The following is a 21674-nucleotide window of genomic DNA, read 5'->3' as shown; positions in this document are numbered from 1 at the left end:
CCCTCCCCCTCCGTGCTCGCCACGTCCACCGTGCCGCCGTGGGCCTCGGCGAGCGTGAGGACTCGCCAGGCCGAGGCCGCTGCCGCCGGTGCTGCGATTGCGGGTCCACCTGTTCAGCGGTGCGGGCGGCGAGTCGGCCCGCGGCGAACGACCCTGGTCGGGGGTGCGGAGCGTGACGGCGTGGACCCCTGCGCTGGCCTGGCTCACAGCTACGGCACAGTGGCCCACTCGGTCCGGGCAGGACCGGGCGGCACTGTCAGAGGTGACAGTTCAGGCTGGAGGCCTGGTCGTTGGCCGTCACGAACCGGGAGCTGGTGCCCGGGAGTTCGGTCCACAGCCTCGATCCGCCCTGGCCGATGTCGTGCCAGACGTCGATGGTGTAGCTCTGCGTGTTGTTCGCCCAGGAGGAGGCGACATCGTTGAACCCGAAGTCGGTCAGGTTGATGGTGAAACCCGAGCAGAGTTGGGTGCTCGGCGTCCAGCTGAGCATCCGGCCGCTCCAGTTGTCCTGCCACAGGCAGAACTGCCCGCTCGCGCAGTCCGCCAGAGCCGCCGGCGATGTTCACCTCATACCCGTGCAACAGGTGCGCGGTTGTGGCAGCGTGACGCCCAGTGTCGGCCCGTCGCATTCCCCCGTTGCGGCGGGCCGGACCTCTGTCTCGCCACAACCGCAACCGCCGCCGTTGCCGAGCACGACGTGGTCGACGCGGGGCCGCCTGTCGACAGGGCTGTCCGGCGGGCTTCCTGGCAAGCTGAACGACGAGAACAGGCACGTCAGGAGCACCACATGGCCAAGCAGGATCCCGCCCCGGACGCGGTGGCGCAGCGGGCGGCACACGTCCTGGACCGCTGTGTCATCGGACCGGTGGAAGTCCCCGAGCACATACGCCCGTTCATGGCGGACCTGGTGGCGGCGCTGCCGAGTTTCCGCTGATCAGGCATGGTTTTGGTGTCGCCGAGGGAGGGTTCGGACGTTCAGTTCGTTCTCGGCGACGGGGAGGTAGCCGGTGGCGGCCCGTGCAAGATTTTCGTGAAGCGGGGCTGTGCCACCGTGCGCCGATGACGCTCCGTCACGGGTAGCGGGACCTTCGGCGAGTGTGATGACCTCGTACGAATTGTGTCGCCGCACCTCGATGCGGTGCGGGTGGAACGAGTGTGGGTGGCGGGCGGCGTGGTCCGTATCGCTGCCCGTACCCGCGAGTTGATGGTGGCGTGTCCGGATTGCCGGTGCGCGTCGGCGCGGGTGCACAGCCGGTATTCCCGCACGCTGGCCGATGTCGCTGCCCGGGGCCGTCCGGTGCTGATCAGTCTGGCGGTGCGGCGGTTGTTCTGTGACAGTGCGCACTGCGGTCGGCGGACGTTTGCCGAGCAGGTGGAGGGGCTGACGGTGCGCTATCAGCGGCGCAGTCCGCTGCTGCAGCATCTGGTCGAGATGGCCGGGGTGCTGCTCGCCGGCCGTGGCGGGGCCCGGCTTCTGCGCATCTTGAAGACGCCGTTGTCGCGGACGAGTGTGCTGTTCCAGTTGATGCGCATGGGCCTTCCGTCGGTCGCGACACCGCGGGTGCTGGGCGTGGATGACTTTGCGTTGTACGCGGACGTCTACGGCACGCTGCTCGTGAATGCCGACACACGGCTGCCGATCGAGTTGTGGGCCGGGCGCGATGCCGAGCAGCTGGCCTACTGGCTGCGTGCGCATCCCGGCGTCGAGGTGGTGTGCCGGGACGGTTCGCTGGTCTACCGGCAGGGCATCGCCGAGGGAGCCCCGGACGCGGTGCAGGTCAGCGACCGTTTTCACCTGTGGCAGGGGCTGTCGAGGCGGGTCTCGGACATCGCTGCGGCCCACCGCGGCTGCCTGGCCGCGGCAGTACGTGAACCCGTACCGGCCCCACCGCCGTCAAACGAACCGTGCGAGGCGGCCGATACTCCCGCCCTCCGCCATGCGAAGCGATTGTTCGAGACGGTCCAGGGGTACACCGGCACGGCCCGCAGTCTCAGTGCGATAGCCCGCGAGCTCGGCTTGAACCGCCGCACCGTGGCCAAGTACGCACGCGCTGCCTGCTGGCAGGAGTGCGTACGGCGCACTCCGCCCCGCCGGTCCACGAGCCTCGACCCGTATCTGGAGTATCTGAGGCAGCGGTGGGAGGAAGGCGAGCACACCGCGACCGTGCTGCACCAGGAGATTGCCGCCAAGGGCTACGGCGGCCACTACCAGCGGGTCAAGATGGCCATCGCGCCGCTACGCCGCGGTCTGCCGATCGACACACCGCGCGAGCGGCCACCCTCGCCCCGCCAGGTCGCCCGGTGGATCACCACCACACCGTCGAAGCGCGGCCTGCACCCCACCGAGGCACTGTGTCGGCTGCTTGAACACTGCCCGGAACTCGACCAAACCCACACTCTGGTACGGCAGTTCGCGGCCATGCTCGACGCCCGCGACGCCGCCCCGCTGCCGGACTGGCTCGACCAACTCGCGGCCTCTGGCCTGTCTGCCTTGGCGAGCCTGGCCAACGCCATCCGTGAAGACCAGCCCGCAGTGGTCCAGGGGATCACCACCCCGTTCAACTCCGGCGTCAACGAAGGCCGGATCACGGACCTGAAGCTCCAGAAACGGATCATGGCCGGCCGCGCCGGCGTTCCGCTCCTGCGTCACCGCGTGGTCCTCATGGCCCACCTCCGACGCCGCTACCCGTGACGGAGCGTCATCGGCGCACGGTGGCACAGCCACGCTTCACGGAAATCTTGCCAGGGCCACGTTCGGCCTGAGCTTCAGTGTTGTAGCCGACCGTCAGGGTCGGCTGACGAGGGTCGTCGTCCTCGTTGTCGATGAGGAAGGAGAAGGCGTAGATGTCGCTGGCATCGGCGGCCGGGATGGATGCGAGGGCCCTTTCAACGAGGTGCTGAAGGTGATCGTTGAACGTCATGGTCGGCGGGGTCCTGTCGCTTGGGGTCATGAGTCCCACTGGTCGCAGTACTCGATGTGGATCTCGCGCGCGTCGCCGAGGATGCCGTCGTTGGAGTGGAGTTCGGTGCAGAAGTGCGGGTAGCTCGGATGGACGGGGACGTATCCGGGACCGTTTCGGGCGACGTCGAGGAAGTGTCGGGCGGTGTCCCTGAACACCTTCTCGCTGCCGGTCATGAACAGGGTCTCGGCGTGGAGATGCTGGTGAAACAGATCCCGATTCTCCCGGTAGTGCCGTGCCTCGTGATCAATCACGGCTTCGCCGGTGTGTCCTGGGCCGGGCAGCGTCACCTTCTGCGGACGCCCTGGGCCGAGTCGCCCGCGCACTTCCTTCCAGCGTGAGGGCGCGAACTGGAGCGAGTGGTGCAGCAGTACGAGATCAAGCTGCCGTGTGCCGTCTTCTGGCAGCTCGCGGGAGGGGCCGCGGTTCCCACGCATCGGCAGGTGGACCAGTGAGCGCGGTGAAGAGGCGGCGAGCGTCCATAGCCCGCCGATTCGCTGGGCGGCGTCCTGATCGAGGTAGGCGTCCAGGTGCCGATCATGGTCGATGAGTACTGCGTGGACCAGAGGCCGGGCTGGTCGGATGACCTTGAACTCCATGGATCCGAGCCGTGCTTGGTGGATGGTGATCGGTAGCTTCATTGGTTCTCCGGGACACGTCGGCTGACATCGGCGGCGTAGGCGGCCCAGTCCCCAGCGGATGCCTTCTGCCATTGGACGGCGACTTGGATGTGGATGCCAAGCATCCGGGCGAGGATGGCGGTGGGCAGTTCGGCGGCGAGAGTGAACAGGGCTGTTGAGCGGTCCTGTTGGGGCCGAATGCCGATCTTGTGCAGCCGCAGACCGACCTGGCTGTCGCTGAGTGGACGCCCTGGTTGTCCGCCGGGGAAGAGCCAAGGGACGTCGTCCGGAGTGCCGATCTTGGCCTTGCCGCGTCGGGTCGCGACGAGCTCGCGGACCAAGGCACCAAGCGGCATCGGAAGGATGACGGGCGAAGCTCCGAAGGTGATCGCGACGGTCTCGCCAGTGAAGTCGACGTCCTCGACGGTGAGTTGACTGATGGTGGAGATCTTCTGCGCGTAAAGGGTCAGCAGCAGCCCAGCGACTCGGTCGGCGGTGGGCAGCGTGTCCTCGTTGAGGAGGCGTCGTGCGTCCGCCCAGCGTTTCTCGCTGTCGATGGTGCCCTGCGGGCCGGTCCAGCGGACGGCGCCGCAGGTGAGGCCGTGGGCATGGCGATGCTGTACGGACCAGCGGACGAAGTGGCCTGTCTCGTCGCGGTAGCGGAAGGCGGGATCGGTCATCCAGCGTTCCAGGTCGGCTTGTGTGCAGACGCCCAGGGTGAGACCTTCGCCGGCGAGCCAGGTGAGGAAGTTGTCGGCGGCGTTGACGTGGCAGCGCACGTTCATGTCCTGGAGTTGGCTGGTGTGCTGGTCGCCGAGGCGGCGGCGGAGCCGGCGCAGGTGGTGCCAGACCGCGTAACCGTGCAGGATCCGGCGTTCGGCGAGGTCCGTGCGAGCCTGGACGGTTGTGGTGATCCATTTCTCCAGGGCGACGAGTCGTTCGTCGCGCGGCGGTAGGACGCCTGTCGCGACGAGGACGCTGCGAAGGTGAGCGGGTACCTTTCCCGACGGGAGGTCGTCGAGGCTGTCGTGGGTGACGGGACGCTCGTCGCTGCCTATGCGTTCCAGCAGGTCACGGGCCTGCGATCGGGAAATCCAAGCCAGGGCGGTGTCCGGCCGCTCGGCGCTCGTCAGTGCTTCCTGGATAAACGACAAGCTCATCCCGGCTCTCGCCCTCGGCACCGGCGTCTGGGTAGCCCTATGCGCCTTCCTCAAGATCTGACGATCGGAGTAGGGCACCGACCTGGCCCGGGTCGCGCTGCGCCCCTCGCCCGGAGGCGGCACGCAAGAACGGCGGCAACACCCGTACGACGAAGGGGAAGTCGCGCATGAAGTCGGTGCTCCGGCGCGACGGGCGCGAGCCGTTGGGCCTTGGTGCGGCGATCGGCGCGCTGGTGACCGCGTCGACGAGGGACGTAGGCAGGCAGTAAGGACCGGGGCGTCCACCGTCACTGAAGGTGCAGGACGCCAGGGGCGCGGTCGCCGAAGATCTCGATCAACCAGTCGAAGGCGGTCTTTCCACACTCCTCACGCGCTGCGGACAGATCGGCACTGACCGCTGGACGGTTCGTGGGGTGGCAGCGCGACAGGCGGATCTCCAACTGGCGAGCAGTCTCTGGATAGCCCAGATACTCGCGAGACACCTGATGGTCCCGCCACTCGACCACGTAGTCATCGTCGTCGGGCGCCCCGAAACCACCGCTGAGACAGTCGGCGAAAGCGTCGAGATTTTTGCCGAAGTAGCCACCGGGACCGTTGATCGCCTCACCGATGACTCGCCAGAAGTCTTCCAGTGTCCTGATCTGGGTGCCGTCCAGCACATATATCGCGGTCACAGCCCGCAGGATACGTGCGGCTCCGTGACGTGCCCCTCTATTTTGAACCTGTGTTGTTCAGGCACTGCCTCGCACGGGTTCACCGGAACATGTGCGCTTTGCTGATGCTGCCGTTGGAGGCGACCGAACTGGACACCTTCCGCCGAAAGCACGAGCACGACACGTTCCGGTGCGGGCTGCTGCTCGGAGGCTGCGACCTGCCTGACCACGAAGCTGTAATTGGCTCGTTTCCTCTCCCTGCCCGTCTCACTCCCGGCACGCGCGGATCACGGCTGAGCTAGCCTCCGCGCATGCGCAGACAGTTCACCGGCTGGCCGGAGCAGGCCATGGACGTGTTGTGGCAGCTCCAGGGCGAACCGACCCACGCGACCCGCAAGCACTGCCGCGCGGACCGCGAACGCCTGGTCCGGCAGCCGATGATCGCCCTGCTCAACGAGGTCGCGGACACCGACCCCCGGTACGAGGACTTCTCCGTCTGGCACTACCGCACCGACTCCTGGTGGTGGCAGCACCAGGGCGCGGTGATCCGGCTCGGCCGTAAGATCGAGATCGGTCTCCGGTTCGACCTGGACGGCCTGCGGATCCAGGGAGCCTGGTGGTACCCCGATCCCGGCCAGGTGGACGTGTTCCGCAAAGCCGTCGCCTCCGAGGGGAGCGGCCGCGAACTGTCCGCCATCGTCGAGGACGTTCGGAAGAAGGGCTACGACATCTCCGGGGACGTGATGAAACGCTCCCCGCGCGGCTATCCGGCGGACCACTCCCGTACGAACCTGCTGCGCCACCGTTCACTGATCGCCGCCCGTCCCCTCGGCTGCGAGCAGTGGCTGCACACCCCCGAGGCGGTCGACCGGGTCCTGGCGGCCGTCGCTGACCTGGACGCCCTGCTGATGTGGCTGGTCCGCCACGTGAAGCACGCCGCCTGACATCACGAGGGCGCCGGGCGGCACGAAAGGCGCGGGAGATCGACCGCTGGAAGAACCGTGCGGGCCTCGGAGGAGAGCCCCGGTGATTCGGCGCTCGATGCTGTTCGGTGCGGCCTTCTGCTGATCCGCCCCCGACGGCGCCTGTGCTGATCGCCGCGTGACGGGGCATCAGCTGCCGTCTGGCTGCCGAAGCTGTCGCCCAGGGCCCGGCTCGGCGGGCGGTGGGGTATCGGGGGCGGGTGCGTCCTGAACGAGGCGGCGAGTGCGGTGCGCCCACTCTCCGCACACACCGGCGTGGACATCCGCCACTGGGCGAGGAAGAACAAGGTCGAACTGTGCTTCACCCCTACCTACGCCCCCTGGGCCAACCCGATCGAGGCGCACTTCGGCCCACTGCGGCAGTTCACCCTGGCCAACTCCCACCACCGCAGCCACCCCGCGCAGACCCAGGCCCTGCATGCCTATCTGCGCCGGCGCAACGCCAACACCCGCCACCCCGACGTACTCGCCGCCCAGCGCAGGGAACGCGCCCGCATCCGCGGTGAGAAGGGCATCCGCTGGGGCGGACGCCCCCTCGCCGCCGCAGCCTGACGGTGACTCAGAAGCCCCGGAAAACACCGTCGTCGTCGACGGCACCGGCGAACTCCTCGAAGTCCATGTTCGCGCCCGAGAGGTTGTTCTCGATGCTCCACAGCTCGGCTGCCACCACGCGGACACAACGCCCGCCACCCCACAGGTCCACCACGAGGAGTGGCAGGTCGGCCGAGGTGACAGCCGTGGAGTCCGCCAGGACAAGAAGGGGATGCCGGTACGCGGGATGCATCAGATCCAGGGCCTGGTCAGGCGTCAAGCCCTCGTACCTCCGGTCATCGACGAGCGCGACGTTGGCCAAGAAGCCGTCCTTGCTGGGCGAATCCAACACCGCCCGCACAGCGTCCCAGGAACCGTCCGCCGAGAAGTCGGTGCGCACAACAAGGGCTTCTAAAGTGCTGGGGAGCTGCTTCATGCGCGGACAGTACCGCCAAGCCGGCGAACCTATTCGGTCACAGCAGGTGCTGTGACCGAATAGGTTCGCCGGGTTGCCTGGGGGGCCTCCCCCTGAGTGGTGGACACGCTGATACTGGATCTGCTTGATCCGGAGGAAGCGAGAAGACCGCCGATGGCGATGAAGGACTACTCGGACGAGTTCAGGGCCGATGCCGTGGCCCTGTACGAGTCCACACCCGGGGCGACCTACAAGAGCATCGCCACCGATCTGGGCGTCAACCGGGCGACCCTGCGTGAGTGGGTGCTGCGGGACCGCGAACGCTGTGGCATCACCGCCGGGGCCGCGAAGTCGGCCGCCCAACCTCGAAAGGCGGTGCCGTCTGCTGATCCGGACGAGCGGGTGCGGCAGTTGGAGGCGAGGGTGGCCGAGCTCGAGGCGAATGAACGCAAGCTCGCCACCGAGCGGGACATCCTCCGCAAGGCGGCCAAGTATTTCGCCGGAGAGACGAACTGGTGAGGAGCCGCTTCCAGTTCGTTGACGACCACCGGGACACCTACGAGGTGAAGCGGCTCTGCCAGGTCCTGGACGTGAACCGGTCCAGCTACTACAAGTGGCTCGCCGGCGCCGAGGCCCGGGCCACCCGGCAGAGGGAGGACCGGGTCCTGGTCGAGGAGATCCGCGAGGTCCACGGCGAGTCCGGCGGCGCCTACGGCTCCCCGCGCGTGACGGCCGAGCTCCGCGGGAAAGGGCGGCGGGTCAACGAAAAACGGGTCGCCCGCATCATGCGGACGTTCTCCATCACCGGAATCCGCCTGCGCAGACGCGTGCGCACCACCGTCCCGGACCCGGCCACCTCACCGGTCCCCGACCTGTTCCAGCGGGACTTCACCGCCGCCGAGCCGGGGCGCAAATACATGGGCGACATCACGTATCTCCCGCTCGCAGGCGGAGAGTTCCTCTATCTCGCGACCGTGCTGGACTGCTTCAGCCGCAAGGTCGTCGGCTGGTCCATCGCCGACCACATGCGCACCGGCCTCGTCGCCGACGCACTGCGGATGGCAGCCTCCACCCGCGGCAGCCTGGAGGGCGCCGTGTTCCACTCCGACCACGCAGCCCAATACGGATCGAGGGCCTACTCCGGCCTCTGCGACCAGCTCGGGGTCGCCCGGTCGATGGGCTCGGTCGGCACCAGCGCCGACAACGCGGCCTGCGAAAGCTTCCACGCTTCGCTGAAACGCGAGACCCTCCAGGGCTCCCACGACTACGGCGGCGCCGCCACCTGCCGCAGGACCGTCTTCGCCTGGCTGACCCGCTACAACACCCGCCGCCGGCACTCCGCCAACGGCCACCTCAGCCCCAACGAGTACGAACACCGACACCACACCGTTAAACTCACGCTCGCCGCGTGATCAATAACCGCGTGCCCACCATCACGGGGGAAGGCCCGTTATGCCGGCCGCTGCCGCATAACAAACGGTGTCCACGCTACGGGTGAAGCTCTGGCGAAGCCCCCACCTGGGGCCCTGAAGCGGCCGGCGAAGAAGTCGAACGGGCAGCCCAGACGGGCCGGCACCGTCTGATCGCAAGGGCGACCCACTCGGCGATGCCCGCCAGGGAGTTGCGGCCCGCACAGGTCATCGCGCAAATGCCCACCGCGAGCAGTGTCGCAGGCGTGAAACGCACCTCTGTCACACGGATCGGGAACCCGCACCAGTGAGTCGAGCAGTCCTGGTGCATCCACAGCCTTCCCGCCGGGCGCGAGTGAGGGCACCGCAGAGGGTGCGACGGGCGTAGGAGAAGACGGAGCAACGAGCACGGCAACCCTGCGGATCTTGAAGCTCAGAGAACGCAATGATCGGCAGGTGCCGTGTTCGTCCCGCTCCGGCCCTGTGCTCACGCCCTGCATGGTCAAACCGGGGCGAACATGGCTGTCCCCGGGGTGATCTCGATGATTTCGGCATGCACTGGTCGCGCGACGGACCACTCAGCCCCGATCCACCGGCTTGATTCCGGAGTGATCGTTTCGGAGGGTTCGGGGCGTTGCTGAGGGACGGGTCGGTGGTGGGTGCAAGGTCACCCGATCAGTCCAGGTCACTCCATATGGTCCGTCGAAATGAGGTGATCTTGTCGTTCCAGGCTGGTCCGACGTTACTGTACTGAGTGCGAGGTCCACTCCTGAGAACAGCTCCTCGGTAATTCGAGTCCACAAATAGACGGTAATCTTCATTGGTGTTGTTGATGATGGACGTTGTTCGGTCGTTCATGAAGTCACCGACATTGGGGTTGTCGTAGCCTTGATGAACACCGATCCAGCGACCCGTGTAATTCGAGTTCTCGAAAATGCATATGTAGAAGTCGGGGCAGTCGGTGTTGGCGGCGCTCGCGGGAGGCGCGGCAACCAAACTGCTGCCCGCTATGGCGGCCAACACTGCTGCCGGCGCGGCCGCTCGTTGGAGGAGTCGCTTGTAGGTCACAGGATCATTCCTTTCCAGGGCAATCAACGGACTGTCGACCTCAGGGCAACGGATCAAGGCGCCCTGAGGGCTGGCTGGAGAGACGGAGTGGAAGCTGAGCGGGTTGTCAAGATAAAGCAATGAAATGGCAAAGGGATGTCATTCCGTGCAGGCCTGACAGGTGGTGTGTGGCGTAGACCTCGTTGTTCCATGGTGGCAGTCGGTTGATCTTGCGTCCGTGATGTCGCGTTGATTGATCCGGACCGGGCGCGGGCCCGAGAACATGGCGACGCTGCGGGACCTCGCGATCAACACCCTTCGGGATGCCGACTGTCGCAGCATCGCCGCAGGACTGCGGGAGGTCTCCTACACACCGTTCACCCGCCCGCTGGACCTGCTCGGACTGTCCTGACCTGCAACACGGCATGGCCAATCTGACTTTGAATCAGCCCTGCCCCGGCACCACGACCACCTCGCTGAAGGCAGCGGCCGGGGACGCACTCAACCTGAAGTAGCCGACGGCCCCCAGAGGTGCTCTTCGGCCCCCGCGCATCCGACTCGTCGTCGTCACGCCGACGATGAGTTGAATGGTGGCCAGGCACCGGCCGCCATCACGAGTTGCCACGACCCGTCATGACACCCCGCCCAGCACCCGTCGCACCGGTTCCGGAGGGCGACGTCGTCTACCACAGCGCGAGGTGTCCGCGAGCTCTCCTCGTTCCTCGAGGGCGACGCCGGGCGCGCGGCTCTGAGGGTCGTGTGCGCCGAACTGCTGCAGTCCACTTCCCGCGGTGACCACCCTGAACTGACGCCCAAGGTGCGGGCCCTGGTCGACGAGCGCCGTCAAGCCGTGCGGTGGCCGTCGACGGTTGCGCAACCACCGCTGCCCCCTTGCTGCACTCCGTCGTGCAGTTCAACCCGCTGGGAAGCGCCCTGGCCCGTCCACGTGTTCGCGTGCTTCGAACCCAGTGCGACGGCGTTGCTACGACGGTCACTGCTGCGTGACGGTCCGCCCGGTCTGCCAGGGTGCCGCAGCCGGCGGATGCATGCCCGCCTCTCCGAATCACCAGAGGGGGAAATCATGCTGGCGAAAGTCCTGGGCGCGGTTGCGGCGGCGGTGATGGCGGGGGCGTTGCTGGTGCCCGTGGCCGTGGCGCACGATGCGGCTGCCGCGTCGTGCGCGCGGCACACGACGGGTGTCTGCAAGGCGAACTCGCGACATCCGCGCGGGGCTACCGCGAAGTGCAAGGACGGCTCGTACTCCTATAGTGCCCACGCCCGCGGGACGTGCTCGCACCATCGGGGCGTCAAGTACTGGTACCGGTAGACGGCACGCGCTGCCGCTGCCGGACGTACTCCGGGCAGCGGCTCGTATTGCACCACCTAGTGCTGCTCCGCGGAAGTTCGTGGAGGGGTGTTGATCAGGCGGCCTTGAGTGGGGTGCCTTCGTAGGTCCATCGGTAGGGCTTGGCGGTCTCGTTGTGCCCGATGACGTATGCCTCCAGCTTCTCGATCAGGTCGTCGCGGCTGGTGAAGTCGCCGTGCCGCACGACCCGGCGGGTCAGGGCGGAGAAGAACAGCTCGACCTGGTTGAGCCAGGAGGCGTGTGGCGGGGTCCGGCGGACGTGCCAGCGCGGGTGCTCGGCCAGCCATGCCTTGGTGTGCTTGGTGGTGTGGGAGGAGCCGTTGTCGAGCACGACGTGGATCGCCTTGCCAGGAGCGATCGCCTGTTCGAGCTGGTCCAGGAAGGCGGTGAAGGTCGCCGCGTTGTTGCGGGCGATCACCTCTGTGAGGACCTCACCGGTGCGCACGTCGAGAGCGGCGATGAGGGAGGCGGTGCCGTGACGCCGGTACTCGAACTCCTGCCGGGCGGGTTCACCGGGGCGTGGGGGACGACCGGGATGGCGGCGTGAACGGGCGGCGATCGCGGTCTTCTCGTCGATGGAGAGCACCACCGCTCCCTCCGGCGGATCAAGGTAGAGGGCGCACACCGCGGAGGCTCGCTGCCAGAAGTCGGGGGTATCCCGGCGGGTGAGCCAGCCACGGACCTTGTGCGGCTTCAGGTCCAGACCGGCCAGGATCCGGCCGACCTGGGAGGCGGAGACCGACACGAAGCAGGCGCCGGCCACGTGCTGGGCGACGGCCCGGTGCGACCAGGTCGCTTCCGGATGCGGCGGCATGCTGGTTGCTGTGGCCACGATCGCTACGCGGACCTCCAGCCCGTAGATCTTCGGCCGCCCCGACCGTTCGGCGTCCCGCAAGCCGTCCGAGCCCAGTACGGCGAATCGCCCGCGCCACTTGCGCACCGTGTTCACGCTGACCTCGAGCTCCCTGGCGATCACACCATTGGCGAGTCCCTCCGCCGCCGCGAGGACGATCCGGGCCCGCAGCACCGCCCGCACCTCGGACTTCGCCGAGGCCACCGTCCGCACCAGCCGCTCGCGGACCCGCGAATTGATCGCCACCGCCACCGCCACCGCTGTCCCCGCCCGTCGCCCACCCTCCACGGCCAACGATCATGGCGGGTCGCTGCCGCACCCGGCAGGATGGGCCCGTGCCGAAGAACCCCCCGGAATCGATGCAGCACCACCTGCGCCAGCGCCTGAACCGCCACGCCCGCGCATGCTGGCCCCACGTGGACGCCATCACGGTCCGCTTCCGCACCGGATTCGCCTACGTAGCAGCCGAGTTGCCCGGCGAAATGAGCCTGCCGCTGTGCCGACTGCGTTTCACCGGCGTACTGCACACCTGGGGTTTCGCCCTCTATCTGGCCAGCAACGACAGCTACCGGGACAACATCCTGCCCAGCGGACTGCCGGCCGGCTCCCCGGAGGAAGCCCTCGACTGCGCAGGCGACCTCTACCTCAATGCTCTCGCGCCGGCCATCCGGGTGCCGACAGGACTCGTCGTCCTCGTCGGTCCACCAGCCTCGGGCAAGACCAGCTTCGTTCGGGCACTGATCACGCGCCGGCAGATCGACGCGGAAGCCGTGGTGTCCAGCGACGAGATCCGCGCGGAGCTGTTCGGCACCTCACCCGCACAAGCGGAATCCGACGCAGCGGACGCACGGATCTTCGAGGAACGTGACCGCAGGATCGTCGCCAGGCTCGCCACAGGGCACAGCGCAGTCGCCGAGTCAACGAACGTCACGCTGCAGGCACGCGCACGACTCATCGCCATCGCCAGGCGCTTCAACGCCCCGGTGACCATGCTGCGATTCAACCCGGACGTCACCGACCTTCTCCAGCAGTACACCGAGCGAGGCCGAACGGACCTCACCGCCGCGGACGTCCGCGCCTACGCCGCCATCATGACCCGGGACGCCGGTGCCGACCAGCTCCGCTCCGAGGGCGCAACCAGCGTCCACGATGTCCCCGGACGTCGCCAAGCGACCACTCCCGCCGAAGCCGCCGCGCGCTTCTCCTTCGTCTGACACATCCGATGTGTCCAGACCTGCCTTCCGACACCCCTCCACGAACTTCCGCGGAGCAGCACTAGGGCGTGTTTCAGAAGTGGATCAAGGTCGTGCGATGATCACCTCTCGTGGCTCGGGGCGATCTGACAGAAGCCCAGTGGGCAGTGCTGGAGCCGCTGTTGCCAAAAGGCATCAGGTCCGGACGCCCGCCGGTGCACACCAAGCGGCAGCTGATCAACGGGATACGGTTCCGTACCCGGACCGGCATACCGTGGCGGGACCTGCCCGAACGGTATGGGCCGTGGGAGACCGTGTACGGACTTCCCCGCCGTTGGCAGCGCAACAACACCTGGCGCCGCATCCTCGAACAGCTCCAGGCCCGGGCCGACACGAAGGGCCTGATCACCTGGGAGGTGTCGGTGGACTCCACTATCGTCCGCGCCCACCAGCACGCGGCAGGCGCCCGCAAAAGGGGGACCTCCGGGTCGAGCCGCCTGGCGGGGTCTTCACCGAGCCCGACGACCACGGGCTCGGACGCTCCCGCGGCGGGCTGACCACCAAGCTGCATCTGGCGGTCGAGCAGGCCCAGAAACCGATGTCGCTGGTGATCACGGCCGGGCAGCGCGGAGACTCCCCGCAGTTCCAGGTCGTCCTCGGTCTCATCCGTGTGCCCCGGCCCGGGCCCGGCCGGCCTCGCACCCTGCCCGACATCGTCCGCGCCGACAAGGCGTACGGCTCCCGCACAAACCGCCCCTGCCTGCGCCGACGAGGGATCCGCTGCACCATTCCGGAGAAGCGCGATCAGATCGCCAACCGCAAGAAGCACGGCATCCGCGGCGGCCGTCCGCCAAAATTCGACCCGGCCGACTACAAAAAGCGCCACGCGGTGGAGTGCGGCATCAATCGCCTCAAAAGACACCGCGCGGTCGCCACGAGATACGACAAGCTTGCCGTCCGCTACGAAGCAACCGTACTGGTCGCCGCCATCAACGAGTGGCTGTAGGAATCCGGCGAAAGCCGAGGGCCGGTGGGGGCCCCACAAACCAGTCGAGAAAGCCTTTGCGGGCTGTCACCCTGGGCAGATGCTGCTCAAGCTGACCGGATCCAGCGGTGCGGGCAAGACCACCCTCGCCTTCGCCGTCGCCGACCGGCTGGACGGGGTCGTGGTGCACGACTTCGACGAAGTCGGCGTCCCGGACCCTCCGATCCCTCCCCACTGGCGCAATCGCATGACCGAGGTGTGGGTGCGCCGCGCGCTGGAGTACCAGGACCGTGGAATGGACCTGCTGCTGACCGGGAACTCCCCGCTGGGCGAGGTCCTGGCCGCCCCCTCGGCCCCGTCGCTGAACGGGATCGCAGTCTGCCTGATCGACGTCGCCGACCAGGACCGTCGCGAGCGACTCGCCGCTCGCGACGGCGGCCGATGGGACCAGGCCGCCACCGACGCCTTCTGCGGCTGGGCCGCCTGGCACCGCGGGCACGCCCGCGACCCGCGCTTCCGGTCTGACGTCATCATCGACAGGAGCTGGCCGGAGATGGCCTGGCAGCGCTGGACCACATGGACCGCCGAAGACCCCCGATGGCGCACCCACCTGATCGACACCACCGGCCAGTCGCTCGCGACATCCGTGAACCAGGTCGAGCGATGGGTCACCGAACAGCGCGAGGCACACCGGTCAGGCCGACTGGCCCTGACCCACGGCTGGACAGACGAGACACACCGCCCAACCGACCACGGTGCTTGATCCACTTCTGAAACACGCCCTAGGCTGTGCGGGCTTGTCAGTGGGTTCCTCTACGGTGCCCGGTATGACGCACTGGATACACGGCCCGCTCCCGCACCACGAGGAAGCCAGCGTCGTCTTCTTCCGGGGGATCTCTCTGGACGCGCTCACGCAAGGACTCCTCGGCCAGCGGCGAAAGCCACTCGCGTACGGCAAGGGCACCGATTGGGGGCTGGTGATGCACGACATGCTCAGTTGGGAGAGCGGTGACTACGACCTTGCCCATTATGGGCAGTTGTGCCCGGCCGGCGGCGAGCTCGTCGTTTTCGTGATCGGACCATGCCTCGTCAAAGCCCACGGCCCCTCGTTCCAGTACCTCCGCGATGGACGACTGATCACCGCCTTCAGCTTCGAGACTCCGTACTACCGGGGAGGCGAGGAGCCCGACCTGCTGCTGCCCGCTCTCACGGCGGCGAACCTGATCGGCCCGGCGGATCTTGACAGAGATGACAACGAGGAGCGGATTGTGGAGGCAATCACCGGTTTCTTCTCTTTGCCCGAACTCGAAATGCCTTGACCGAGGGCACTGAGCACCCTCGGTGATGTGGGGCTGCGGTTCGGGTATGAGGCAGGGCAGGGATGGATTGCCCATGCCGAAGGTCCTGCGTGCGGAGTTGACGTCTGATCAGGAGCGCGAGGTGCGTGAGGGTTTGCGGGCACGTGATCTCACGCCGGGCACCAGACTGCGTCTGGAGTGCATACGGCTGATGGGACGCGGCCTGACCGTGCCCGAGGTCGCTGACCTGCTCGAATGCAACGACGTCACCGTGCGTGGTGCGGTCCACCGCTTCGCGGCCCGGGGCTTCGACGCGCTGACGGATGCCCCGCGCCCGGGCCGCCCGGCCTCGGTCACCCGTGAGGACCGCGAGGCGCTGGCCGCCCTGCTTGACGAGTCCGCCCGGCAGGGCCGTACCTGGAGTGCCGCCGCGTTGTGTGACTGGCTGGCCGCGGAACGGGGGGTGCGGGTCTCGGCGGCCTGGCTGACCGAGTTACTCCACCGTGACGGATTCCGGTGGAAACGGACTCGGGACACGCTGCGGCACAAGGCCGACCCCGTCCTCCAGCAGGCCGCGCGGGCCCAGCTGGAGGATTTACGGCTTTACGGCTAGACGTGCACCAGGGTGTGAGGGACCTGTACTTCCTCGACGAGAGCGGTTTCGCCCCGACCATGCCCACCGGATACACCTGGGTGGGCGGGTCGGTGTGCGGAACGTGGTGGGCGTTGTGGTGAACCGTCTGGCCGGTATATTTTTTGGGGGGTGTTGTATGCCTGTGGGTCGGGGCCGGGGGCGGCTGGGTGGTGGGGGGGGGGGCCGGGATGGTGTGGGGTGCGGGGTTCGAGGTGGTGGTTGTCGGTGGGGGGCCGGTGGGGTTGCTTCTTGCTGCGGAGCTGGCCGGGTACGGTGTGCGTACCGTGGTGGTGGAGTCGGGGGCGCGGGTGTCGCGGCGTCCCAGGGCGACCACGCTGCATGCGCGGACGGTGCAGTGTCTGGTGCGGCGTGGGCATCTCGAGGGGCTGGCGGCGGCGGCGGATCCGGCTGCTTTCACGCGGGTTTTCCATTTCGCGGGGCTGCCGGGGCTTTCGATCCCGGCGCCGGCGGGTGAGCCGGGGCCGGTCCTGAAGTGTCCGCAGGGGGATCTGGAGCGTCATTTCGAGAAGAGGGCCAGGGCGGCCGGTGCGCGGGTTTTGCGCGGGTACCGGGTGACGGGGGTGCGGCAGGATCCCGCCGGGGTGCGGGTCACGGTGCAGGGGCCCTGCGGGCCGGTCGAGTGTGCGGCCCGGTATCTGGTGGGGGCGGACGGTGCGCGCAGTACGGTGCGTGAGCTGGTGGGTTTCGCCTCGCGGAGCTATCCGGCCACGGTGTCGGCGATGGCGGGTGACGTGCGGCTGGTGGAGGCGGGTTCCCTGGGGCCGGGGTGGCACCGCACTCCGCGCGGCTGGCTGGTCGCCAAGGACGTCGCGGGCGGCGGGATGCGTCTGCGGACCCTGAACTGCACTGCTGCGCAGGAGCGCCGCCGTCTGCCGCTGACGCTGGAGGAGCTGCGCCGTGAGGTGTCCTGGATCGCGGGAAGGGACATTGCGATGGAGGCGCCGCGGTGGCTGAGCCGGTTCAGTGACTTCTCGCGGCTGGCCCGGTCCTTCCGGGCGGGGCGGGTCTTCCTGGCGGGGGACGCGGCCCACGTCCACTTCCCGGTCGGCGGCCAGGGGCTGAGCACGGGACTGCTGGACGCGGTCAACCTCGGCTGGAAGCTTGCGTTCACGGTGCGCGGCGGTGTGGGCAGGGGGCTGCTGGACAGCTATGACCGGGAACGGCGGCCCGCCGCCCAGCGGGTGATCGACAATACGCGGGCCCAGCTCGCCCTGATGCATCCCGGTCCCGGGCTCGACCCGCTGCGTGAGCTGTTCACCCGGCTGCTGGCGGGCGGAGGGGAGAGCGGTGCCCTGGCGGCCATGGTCAGCGCGCAGGACACGGTGTTCGAGCCGCTCACCGTGCGGCATTCCCCGTGGGAGGGAAGGTTTCTTCACAATGTGGGCCTGAGCACGCGTGAGGGGCCCGCCGACGTGATCGGGCTGATGCGCGAGGGCAGGGCGCTGCTGCTGCTCTTCGGTGAGCGGGGCAGCGGCTATCGGGAGCAGGTGCGGGGGCGGGCCGGGCTGGTGCGTACGGTGCATGCCGCGCCGGTGCCCGGACTGCCCTGCGACGCGCTGCTCGTGCGGCCCGACGGCTATATCGCCTGGGGGCCCGGCGGGGACGGGCTGGACTGCGCGCTGTCGGCGTACTTCGGCGACCGTGCGCAGGCCCGGCCGGCGGGCGCGGGGAGTGCTGTGGGCGGGTTTCCCGGGCGGCCGGCTAGGGCCGGCCGGCCGTAGCGAGGGTCTGCAGTTCCTCGAAGACGGCCGCGCCCCGGCTGCCGGTGAGGTCCGCCGAGGTGAGGACGGAGGACACCACGACGCCGGGCAGTGTGTGCCGCAGCAGGGCGGAGACCCGGTTCAGCAGATCCTGGTAGTTGCACACCGCCTGGGACATGGCCTGGACGCCGGCGAAGCCGCCCACCAGGACGTCGGCGGTCGCGGCGGGCACGACGTGGGGCAGCAGCTCGCCCTGGGCCTGTGCCTTTTCCAGCAGTTCGGTGATGACCTCGGACCAGCGCAGGAAGGGGCCGCTGCGGTCGAGTCCCTGTGCCTGCTGGTCGAGCGACAGCCGCACGCCCGCCCGTACCATCGGGTCGGTCTGGAGCCGGTAGGCGTGCAGCATCACCGTGTCCACGATCTGCTGGATCCTGCAGGCGCGGTCGGGGATGGGCATCTGCTGGTCCTGTTCGTGGAGCACTCCCTGGGCCAGGTCCTCCTTCGAGGGGAAGTGGAAGTACAGAGCCCCCTTGGTCACCTCGGCCGAGGCGAGGATCTCGCTGATGGTCGCGGCCTGGTAGCCGCGCTCCTCGAAGACCCTGGCCGCAGCGAGAAGGATCGCCTGCCGTGTCCGGATCGCCCGCTCCTGCTTCGCCATCTCGCCCTCCTCCCGTCGATGAGTCCGGAGACCCCCAAAAAAACCGTCCAGTTTGTATATTACAGGTAGCGGTGCTTTGCGCATCCCCGGAACCGTGCAGGAATCGGAGAACTGTGCCGGAGCGTCATGTCGGCGGGAGGCGGGGCAGGGTGGCGGGGCAGGGTGCAGGAGCGGGTGGGGACGGCGGCGGACGCGGTGGGGGGCGGCGATGATCCTGGTGACCGGGGCCACCGGGACGGTGGGGCGGGAAGTGGTCCGCAGGATCCCCGCCGGCGTGCGGGTGCGCATCATGGCCAGGGATCCCGCACGGGTCGTGGGTGCGCCGGGCCGGGCCGAGACGGTCGCCGGGGACTTCGGTGATCCGCGGTCGCTGGAGCGGTCTCTGGCGGGTGTGGAGACGGCGTTCCTGGTCACCGGCGCGGTCGCCGGCGGCGACGATGCGAGGTTCGTGCGTGCCGCACGGGCGGCCGGGGTCGGGCGGGTGGTGAAGCTGTCCGCGGCCGCCGTTCTCGACCCGGGGGCCCAGGACCTCATCACCCGGTGGCAGCGCGCCGGCGAGGAGCTGCTGTGCGCCTCGGGCCTGGAGTGGACTCTGCTGCGTCCGCGCGCGTTCATGTCCAACACGCTGTCCTGGGCCCGGTCCGTCCGTGGTGAAGGCGTGGTCCGGGCGCTGTGCGGAACGTCCGCCAACGCCTGCGTGGATCCCCGGGACATCGCGTCCGTGGCGGTGCGTGTGCTGCTGGGGCAGGGGCACGCCGGGAAGGCCTACACCCTCACCGGGCCGCAGGCGCTCACTGCCGTCGAGCAGACGGACCAGCTCGGCAGGCTGCTCGGACTGCCGCTGCGCTTTGAGGAACTGAGCCCGGACCAGGCGCGTGCGGCACTGGGCCGGCGCCATCCGGCGCCGGTGGTCGAGGCGCTGCTGCAGAGCGCGGAACGTCAGCGTGCGGGTGCCAAGGCGGGGGTGGAGGACACGGTGTACGCCGTGACGGGCCGTCCGGCGGGGACCTTCCGTGCCTGGGCCGGGGACCACCTCACGGCCTTCGCCCCCGGCACGGCCGGGGGCGGGGCACCGCCGCCGCGCTGAGCGGGCCGGCCCGGGGGCCGGCCGCTCACGCGGTGGGAGAGGCGGCCACGGTCAGGGTGGAGCAGAACGTGAGCCTTCCGTCCTGGTGTCCGTTCACGAGCACCGACTGCACGGCGTCGGTGCCCGTGCCGGGGAGGGGGCACGCTTCGATCAGGCAGGGCAGGTCGAGTTCGGTGTAGCGCTTGAACTCGCCGGTCGCACCGAGGAGTACGGCGGGCCGCCCCAGTGCCGCGGTCGCGGCCTGGCGGGCCGCTTCGAGCAGCATCATGCCCGGCACGTGGTCGACCGGGTGGTCGAACAGCACGGGGTGGCGCGTGTCCACCCTCAGCTGCCAGGAGCGGGTCTCCCCGATGGGGGTGAGGACCACGTCCATCGGGGAGACCCGGCCGACGTTCTGCGGCGCGGTCGGAGCGGTGAGGGGCAGCGCGGGCCGGGCGCTGTTGTGCCGGCCGCCGCGCAGACGTTCGTAGATCTGGGGCGAGACGCAGGTGAACCGGGCGCTCCCGGTGGCCGCGGTGTTGCCGTCGCGGCGGATCACCACGTCGTAGCGGAACCCCGCCAGGCCGGCGCGGCGCCACTTGATGTCGTGGCAGGCGATGTCCATCTCGAGCGACGCGGGTGCGCTGTCGACCCGCAGGTGCGCGGGCTGCACACGGATCGCCAGGTCCCACATGAGGAAATGGTGGCCGAGGGGGACCCCGAACTCCGCGTGCGCGAGGAGGGCTCCCGCCTGGCGGATCGTTTCACCGGCGATGAGAGGGTCGTGGCAGCCGTCCACCTCGGTGAAGAAGCTGTGTCCGCGGGGCCACTGGGCGGCTGCGGTGAAGTGGCTGTCGTCCACGCGGTCCCAGTCGGTGAGCATGACCTGGGCGACGCTGGCGCGGTGGACGAACTCCTTGGGGACCGTGGTGGTCAGGGACGGGTAGTGGAAGACGCCGGTGTCCGTGGGCGCCGCGGCGCCCACGGTGCGGGGTGTGCCGGGTGTGGGGCGTGATGCACGGAATGTGCTCGCAGACATGTCTGTTCCCCCTGGGCCGCGTTGGCATGAAAGTGTCTGGTTCCTTCCGAGACCTGAGAAGATACATACCATCCGGTTTACTTTCTAGCGGTACGGAACATTCCGATCGCACAAGATATGGAGCGTTTTCTTCCGCACATCGCCCCCGGTGCGCCTTCCTCGCGCCTTCCTCTCCGGGGACCCGCCCGGGCTGGATGTTCTTCCGGGCACAGGGATGCGTGCCGCCGTGGTCGCGCTCGCGCCGGCGTGCTCCGGGTGTCCCTGGCGCGGGCCCGCGGGCCCGCCGGCCCGGCCGGCTCTCGAGCGATACCGGAGCGGAGTTCGAGCGTCCCGGCCGACCGTGTCCCCGGGCCGGGAGGGAGGAGGGCCGGCGGCCGTGCGGGGACCGTGGCCCGGGGGACACGGTCGGCCGGGCCGCCGGGCGCGGACCGGCCGCTCCTGCCGCGGTGTTGCTCATGGTGCGCAGGCGTGCCGGGCGGCGGTCGGGCGGCCGTCGGCGCCCGCCCCCGGCCGGGAGGGCCGGCCGGCGGGCCGTGGGGCGCCGGGCGGCCGGCGGTGGCGGATTCCGGCCCGTGGGACGACGTGATCCCCAGCTAGAAACCGCCCATGCGGTTTGTTAGGGTGGGCTGGGGGCGGACCTCTCGGTGGTGTCCCGGAAGGGGATCTGGCATGGCTGCGACGACTGACCGCCCTCCGGCCGCGGCGGGGCCGGCGGGGATGCGCGGCCGGGTGGCGAAACCGCGCGGGATCCGTGCCCGGGCGGCGGCGGGCCCGGGCGGGAGGGCGGCGGTGCGGTGTGCGGGGGGCGGGCCGGCGGCGGGGGAGCGGACCGGGCCGTTGCCGGACCCGGATGCGTTGCGGGGGGCGAAGCGGCTGCGCGGGCACCGGGCGGGCAGGCCCGGCCCGCAGGCCGTGAGGCCGTACACGGGCGGTGTGGTCACCGGCCGGGGCGCGGTGGAGGGCCGCACGGTCCTCGTGCACGCGCACGGCTTCCGCGTCGTCGGCGGTGCGCCGGGCGGGGCGCACCGCGCGGGGACCGCGGACGGCGCCGGCCGCCCGCGGGCCGGGCCGCCGGCACCGGCG

General features: G+C 69.2%; 23 protein-coding genes and 2 pseudogenes. 15 read left to right on the top strand and 10 right to left on the bottom strand.

Annotated elements, in window-relative coordinates; all coding sequences use genetic code 11:
* Nucleotides 1–256 precede the first annotated feature (256 nt).
* Nucleotides 257–547 (bottom strand): peptidase inhibitor family I36 protein, encoded by a 291-nt coding sequence (locus OC490_RS47785; protein ID WP_262064344.1) that lies wholly within the window; start codon nt 545–547, stop codon nt 257–259.
* A 240-nt stretch (nt 548–787) separates the two neighbouring features.
* Between OC490_RS47785 and OC490_RS47780 the strand changes: the two genes are divergently transcribed.
* Both OC490_RS47780 and OC490_RS47775 read left to right on the top strand, forming a co-directional pair.
* Entirely contained in the window at nt 788–934 is a 147-nt protein-coding gene (locus OC490_RS47780) for a hypothetical protein (protein WP_262064337.1), read from the top strand.
* A gap of 183 nt (nt 935–1117) precedes the next feature.
* A complete protein-coding gene (locus OC490_RS47775) occupies nt 1118–2692 on the top strand; it encodes an ISL3 family transposase (protein ID WP_262064336.1) in 1575 nt (524 codons plus the stop codon).
* Nucleotides 2693–2699: 7 nt separating this feature from the next.
* Here OC490_RS47775 and OC490_RS47770 read toward each other — a convergent pair whose 3' ends face one another.
* From OC490_RS47770 to OC490_RS47755, 4 genes are all read right to left on the bottom strand, one after another.
* A complete protein-coding gene (locus tag OC490_RS47770; RefSeq protein ID WP_262064335.1) occupies nt 2700–2921 on the bottom strand; it encodes a hypothetical protein in 222 nt (73 codons plus the stop codon).
* Between the two features lie 26 nt (nt 2922–2947).
* On the bottom strand, nt 2948–3601 hold the full coding sequence (locus tag OC490_RS47765; RefSeq protein ID WP_262064334.1) for a hypothetical protein: 654 nt from the start codon (nt 3599–3601) through the stop codon (nt 2948–2950).
* Nucleotides 3598–4740: a site-specific integrase gene (locus OC490_RS47760; RefSeq protein ID WP_262064333.1), complete on the bottom strand. Its 1143-nt coding sequence runs from the start codon at nt 4738–4740 to the stop codon at nt 3598–3600. Before OC490_RS47760 ends, OC490_RS47765 begins: the two co-directional genes overlap by 4 nt.
* A gap of 287 nt (nt 4741–5027) precedes the next feature.
* Nucleotides 5028–5414, bottom strand: coding sequence for a barstar family protein (locus OC490_RS47755; protein ID WP_262064332.1), 387 nt, complete (start codon nt 5412–5414; stop codon nt 5028–5030).
* Between the two features lie 290 nt (nt 5415–5704).
* On the opposite strand from OC490_RS47755, the gene OC490_RS47750 reads away from it, so the two are divergent.
* Nucleotides 5705–6337, top strand: a complete 633-nt coding sequence (locus OC490_RS47750) for a DUF2461 domain-containing protein (RefSeq protein WP_262064331.1) — start codon at nt 5705–5707, stop codon at nt 6335–6337.
* Between the two features lie 276 nt (nt 6338–6613).
* Nucleotides 6614–6928 (top strand): annotated as a pseudogene (locus OC490_RS47745) (transposase); the annotation flags it as partial.
* A gap of 7 nt (nt 6929–6935) precedes the next feature.
* Here the strand turns inward: OC490_RS47745 and OC490_RS47740 are convergent.
* On the bottom strand, nt 6936–7343 hold the full coding sequence (locus OC490_RS47740) for a DUF6924 domain-containing protein (protein ID WP_262064330.1): 408 nt from the start codon (nt 7341–7343) through the stop codon (nt 6936–6938).
* Between the two features lie 153 nt (nt 7344–7496).
* Between OC490_RS47740 and OC490_RS47735 the strand changes: the two genes are divergently transcribed.
* Nucleotides 7497–8734 (top strand): IS3 family transposase gene (locus OC490_RS47735; RefSeq protein ID WP_262064329.1). Its coding sequence is split into 2 segments (ribosomal slippage): nt 7497–7820 and nt 7823–8734, totalling 1236 coding nucleotides; the frame shifts between segments, so codons are not numbered across the junction.
* 672 nt (nt 8735–9406) lie between these two features.
* Here OC490_RS47735 and OC490_RS47730 read toward each other — a convergent pair.
* Entirely contained in the window at nt 9407–9799 is a 393-nt protein-coding gene (locus OC490_RS47730; RefSeq protein ID WP_262064328.1) for a peptidase inhibitor family I36 protein, read from the bottom strand.
* A 262-nt stretch (nt 9800–10061) separates the two neighbouring features.
* On the opposite strand from OC490_RS47730, the gene OC490_RS47725 reads away from it, so the two are divergent.
* Nucleotides 10062–10190 (top strand): hypothetical protein, encoded by a 129-nt coding sequence (locus tag OC490_RS47725; protein ID WP_262064327.1) that lies wholly within the window; start codon nt 10062–10064, stop codon nt 10188–10190.
* Between the two features lie 630 nt (nt 10191–10820).
* Nucleotides 10821–11105 carry a DUF3761 domain-containing protein gene (locus OC490_RS49710; protein WP_410099273.1) on the top strand — a complete coding sequence of 95 codons (285 nt, stop codon included), beginning with the start codon at nt 10821–10823 and terminating at the stop codon, nt 11103–11105.
* Between the two features lie 94 nt (nt 11106–11199).
* Here OC490_RS49710 and OC490_RS47720 read toward each other — a convergent pair whose 3' ends face one another.
* Nucleotides 11200–12243 (bottom strand): IS630 family transposase, encoded by a 1044-nt coding sequence (locus OC490_RS47720; RefSeq protein WP_262064326.1) that lies wholly within the window; start codon nt 12241–12243, stop codon nt 11200–11202.
* A gap of 89 nt (nt 12244–12332) precedes the next feature.
* On the opposite strand from OC490_RS47720, the gene OC490_RS47715 reads away from it, so the two are divergent.
* From OC490_RS47715 to OC490_RS47690, 6 genes are all read left to right on the top strand, one after another.
* The gene (locus OC490_RS47715; RefSeq protein ID WP_262064325.1) at nt 12333–13211 is read left to right on the top strand and encodes an ATP-binding protein; all 879 of its coding nucleotides are present in this window, start codon (nt 12333–12335) and stop codon (nt 13209–13211) included.
* A gap of 110 nt (nt 13212–13321) precedes the next feature.
* A protein-coding gene (locus OC490_RS47710; RefSeq protein WP_410099272.1) for an IS5 family transposase occupies nt 13322–14196 on the top strand; the annotation gives its coding sequence in 2 pieces (ribosomal slippage) (nt 13322–13666 and nt 13669–14196; 873 coding nt in all).
* A 79-nt stretch (nt 14197–14275) separates the two neighbouring features.
* The gene (locus tag OC490_RS47705) at nt 14276–14938 is read left to right on the top strand and encodes an AAA family ATPase (RefSeq protein ID WP_262064323.1); all 663 of its coding nucleotides are present in this window, start codon (nt 14276–14278) and stop codon (nt 14936–14938) included.
* Nucleotides 14939–15002: 64 nt separating this feature from the next.
* A complete protein-coding gene (locus OC490_RS47700) occupies nt 15003–15494 on the top strand; it encodes a DUF6461 domain-containing protein (RefSeq protein WP_262064322.1) in 492 nt (163 codons plus the stop codon).
* A gap of 73 nt (nt 15495–15567) precedes the next feature.
* Nucleotides 15568–16086 (top strand): helix-turn-helix domain-containing protein, encoded by a 519-nt coding sequence (locus OC490_RS47695; protein ID WP_262064321.1) that lies wholly within the window; start codon nt 15568–15570, stop codon nt 16084–16086.
* Nucleotides 16087–16295: 209 nt separating this feature from the next.
* Entirely contained in the window at nt 16296–17849 is a 1554-nt protein-coding gene (locus tag OC490_RS47690) for an FAD-dependent monooxygenase (RefSeq protein ID WP_262064320.1), read from the top strand.
* Here the strand turns inward: OC490_RS47690 and OC490_RS47685 are convergent.
* The gene (locus tag OC490_RS47685; protein WP_262064319.1) at nt 17830–18486 is read right to left on the bottom strand and encodes a ScbR family autoregulator-binding transcription factor; all 657 of its coding nucleotides are present in this window, start codon (nt 18484–18486) and stop codon (nt 17830–17832) included. The two genes, OC490_RS47690 and OC490_RS47685, sit on opposite strands and share 20 nt — an antisense overlap.
* A gap of 208 nt (nt 18487–18694) precedes the next feature.
* On the opposite strand from OC490_RS47685, the gene OC490_RS47680 reads away from it, so the two are divergent.
* Nucleotides 18695–19573: an NAD(P)H-binding protein gene (locus tag OC490_RS47680; protein WP_262064318.1), complete on the top strand. Its 879-nt coding sequence runs from the start codon at nt 18695–18697 to the stop codon at nt 19571–19573.
* A gap of 25 nt (nt 19574–19598) precedes the next feature.
* Here the strand turns inward: OC490_RS47680 and OC490_RS47675 are convergent, their stop codons facing one another.
* Complete coding sequence (locus OC490_RS47675; protein ID WP_262064317.1) at nt 19599–20591, bottom strand: ScbA/BarX family gamma-butyrolactone biosynthesis protein; 993 nt, start codon at nt 20589–20591, stop codon at nt 19599–19601.
* A 669-nt stretch (nt 20592–21260) separates the two neighbouring features.
* Between OC490_RS47675 and OC490_RS47670 the strand changes: the two are divergent.
* Nucleotides 21261–21674, top strand: a pseudogene (locus OC490_RS47670) (hypothetical protein); the annotation flags it as partial.

The sequence above is a fragment of the Streptomyces sp. STR69 genome, assembly GCF_024519455.1.
Lineage (GTDB): Bacteria > Actinomycetota > Actinomycetes > Streptomycetales > Streptomycetaceae > Streptomyces.
The sequence above is the reverse complement of the archived record's forward strand: the minus strand, read 5'-3'. Positions and strand labels throughout refer to the sequence as shown.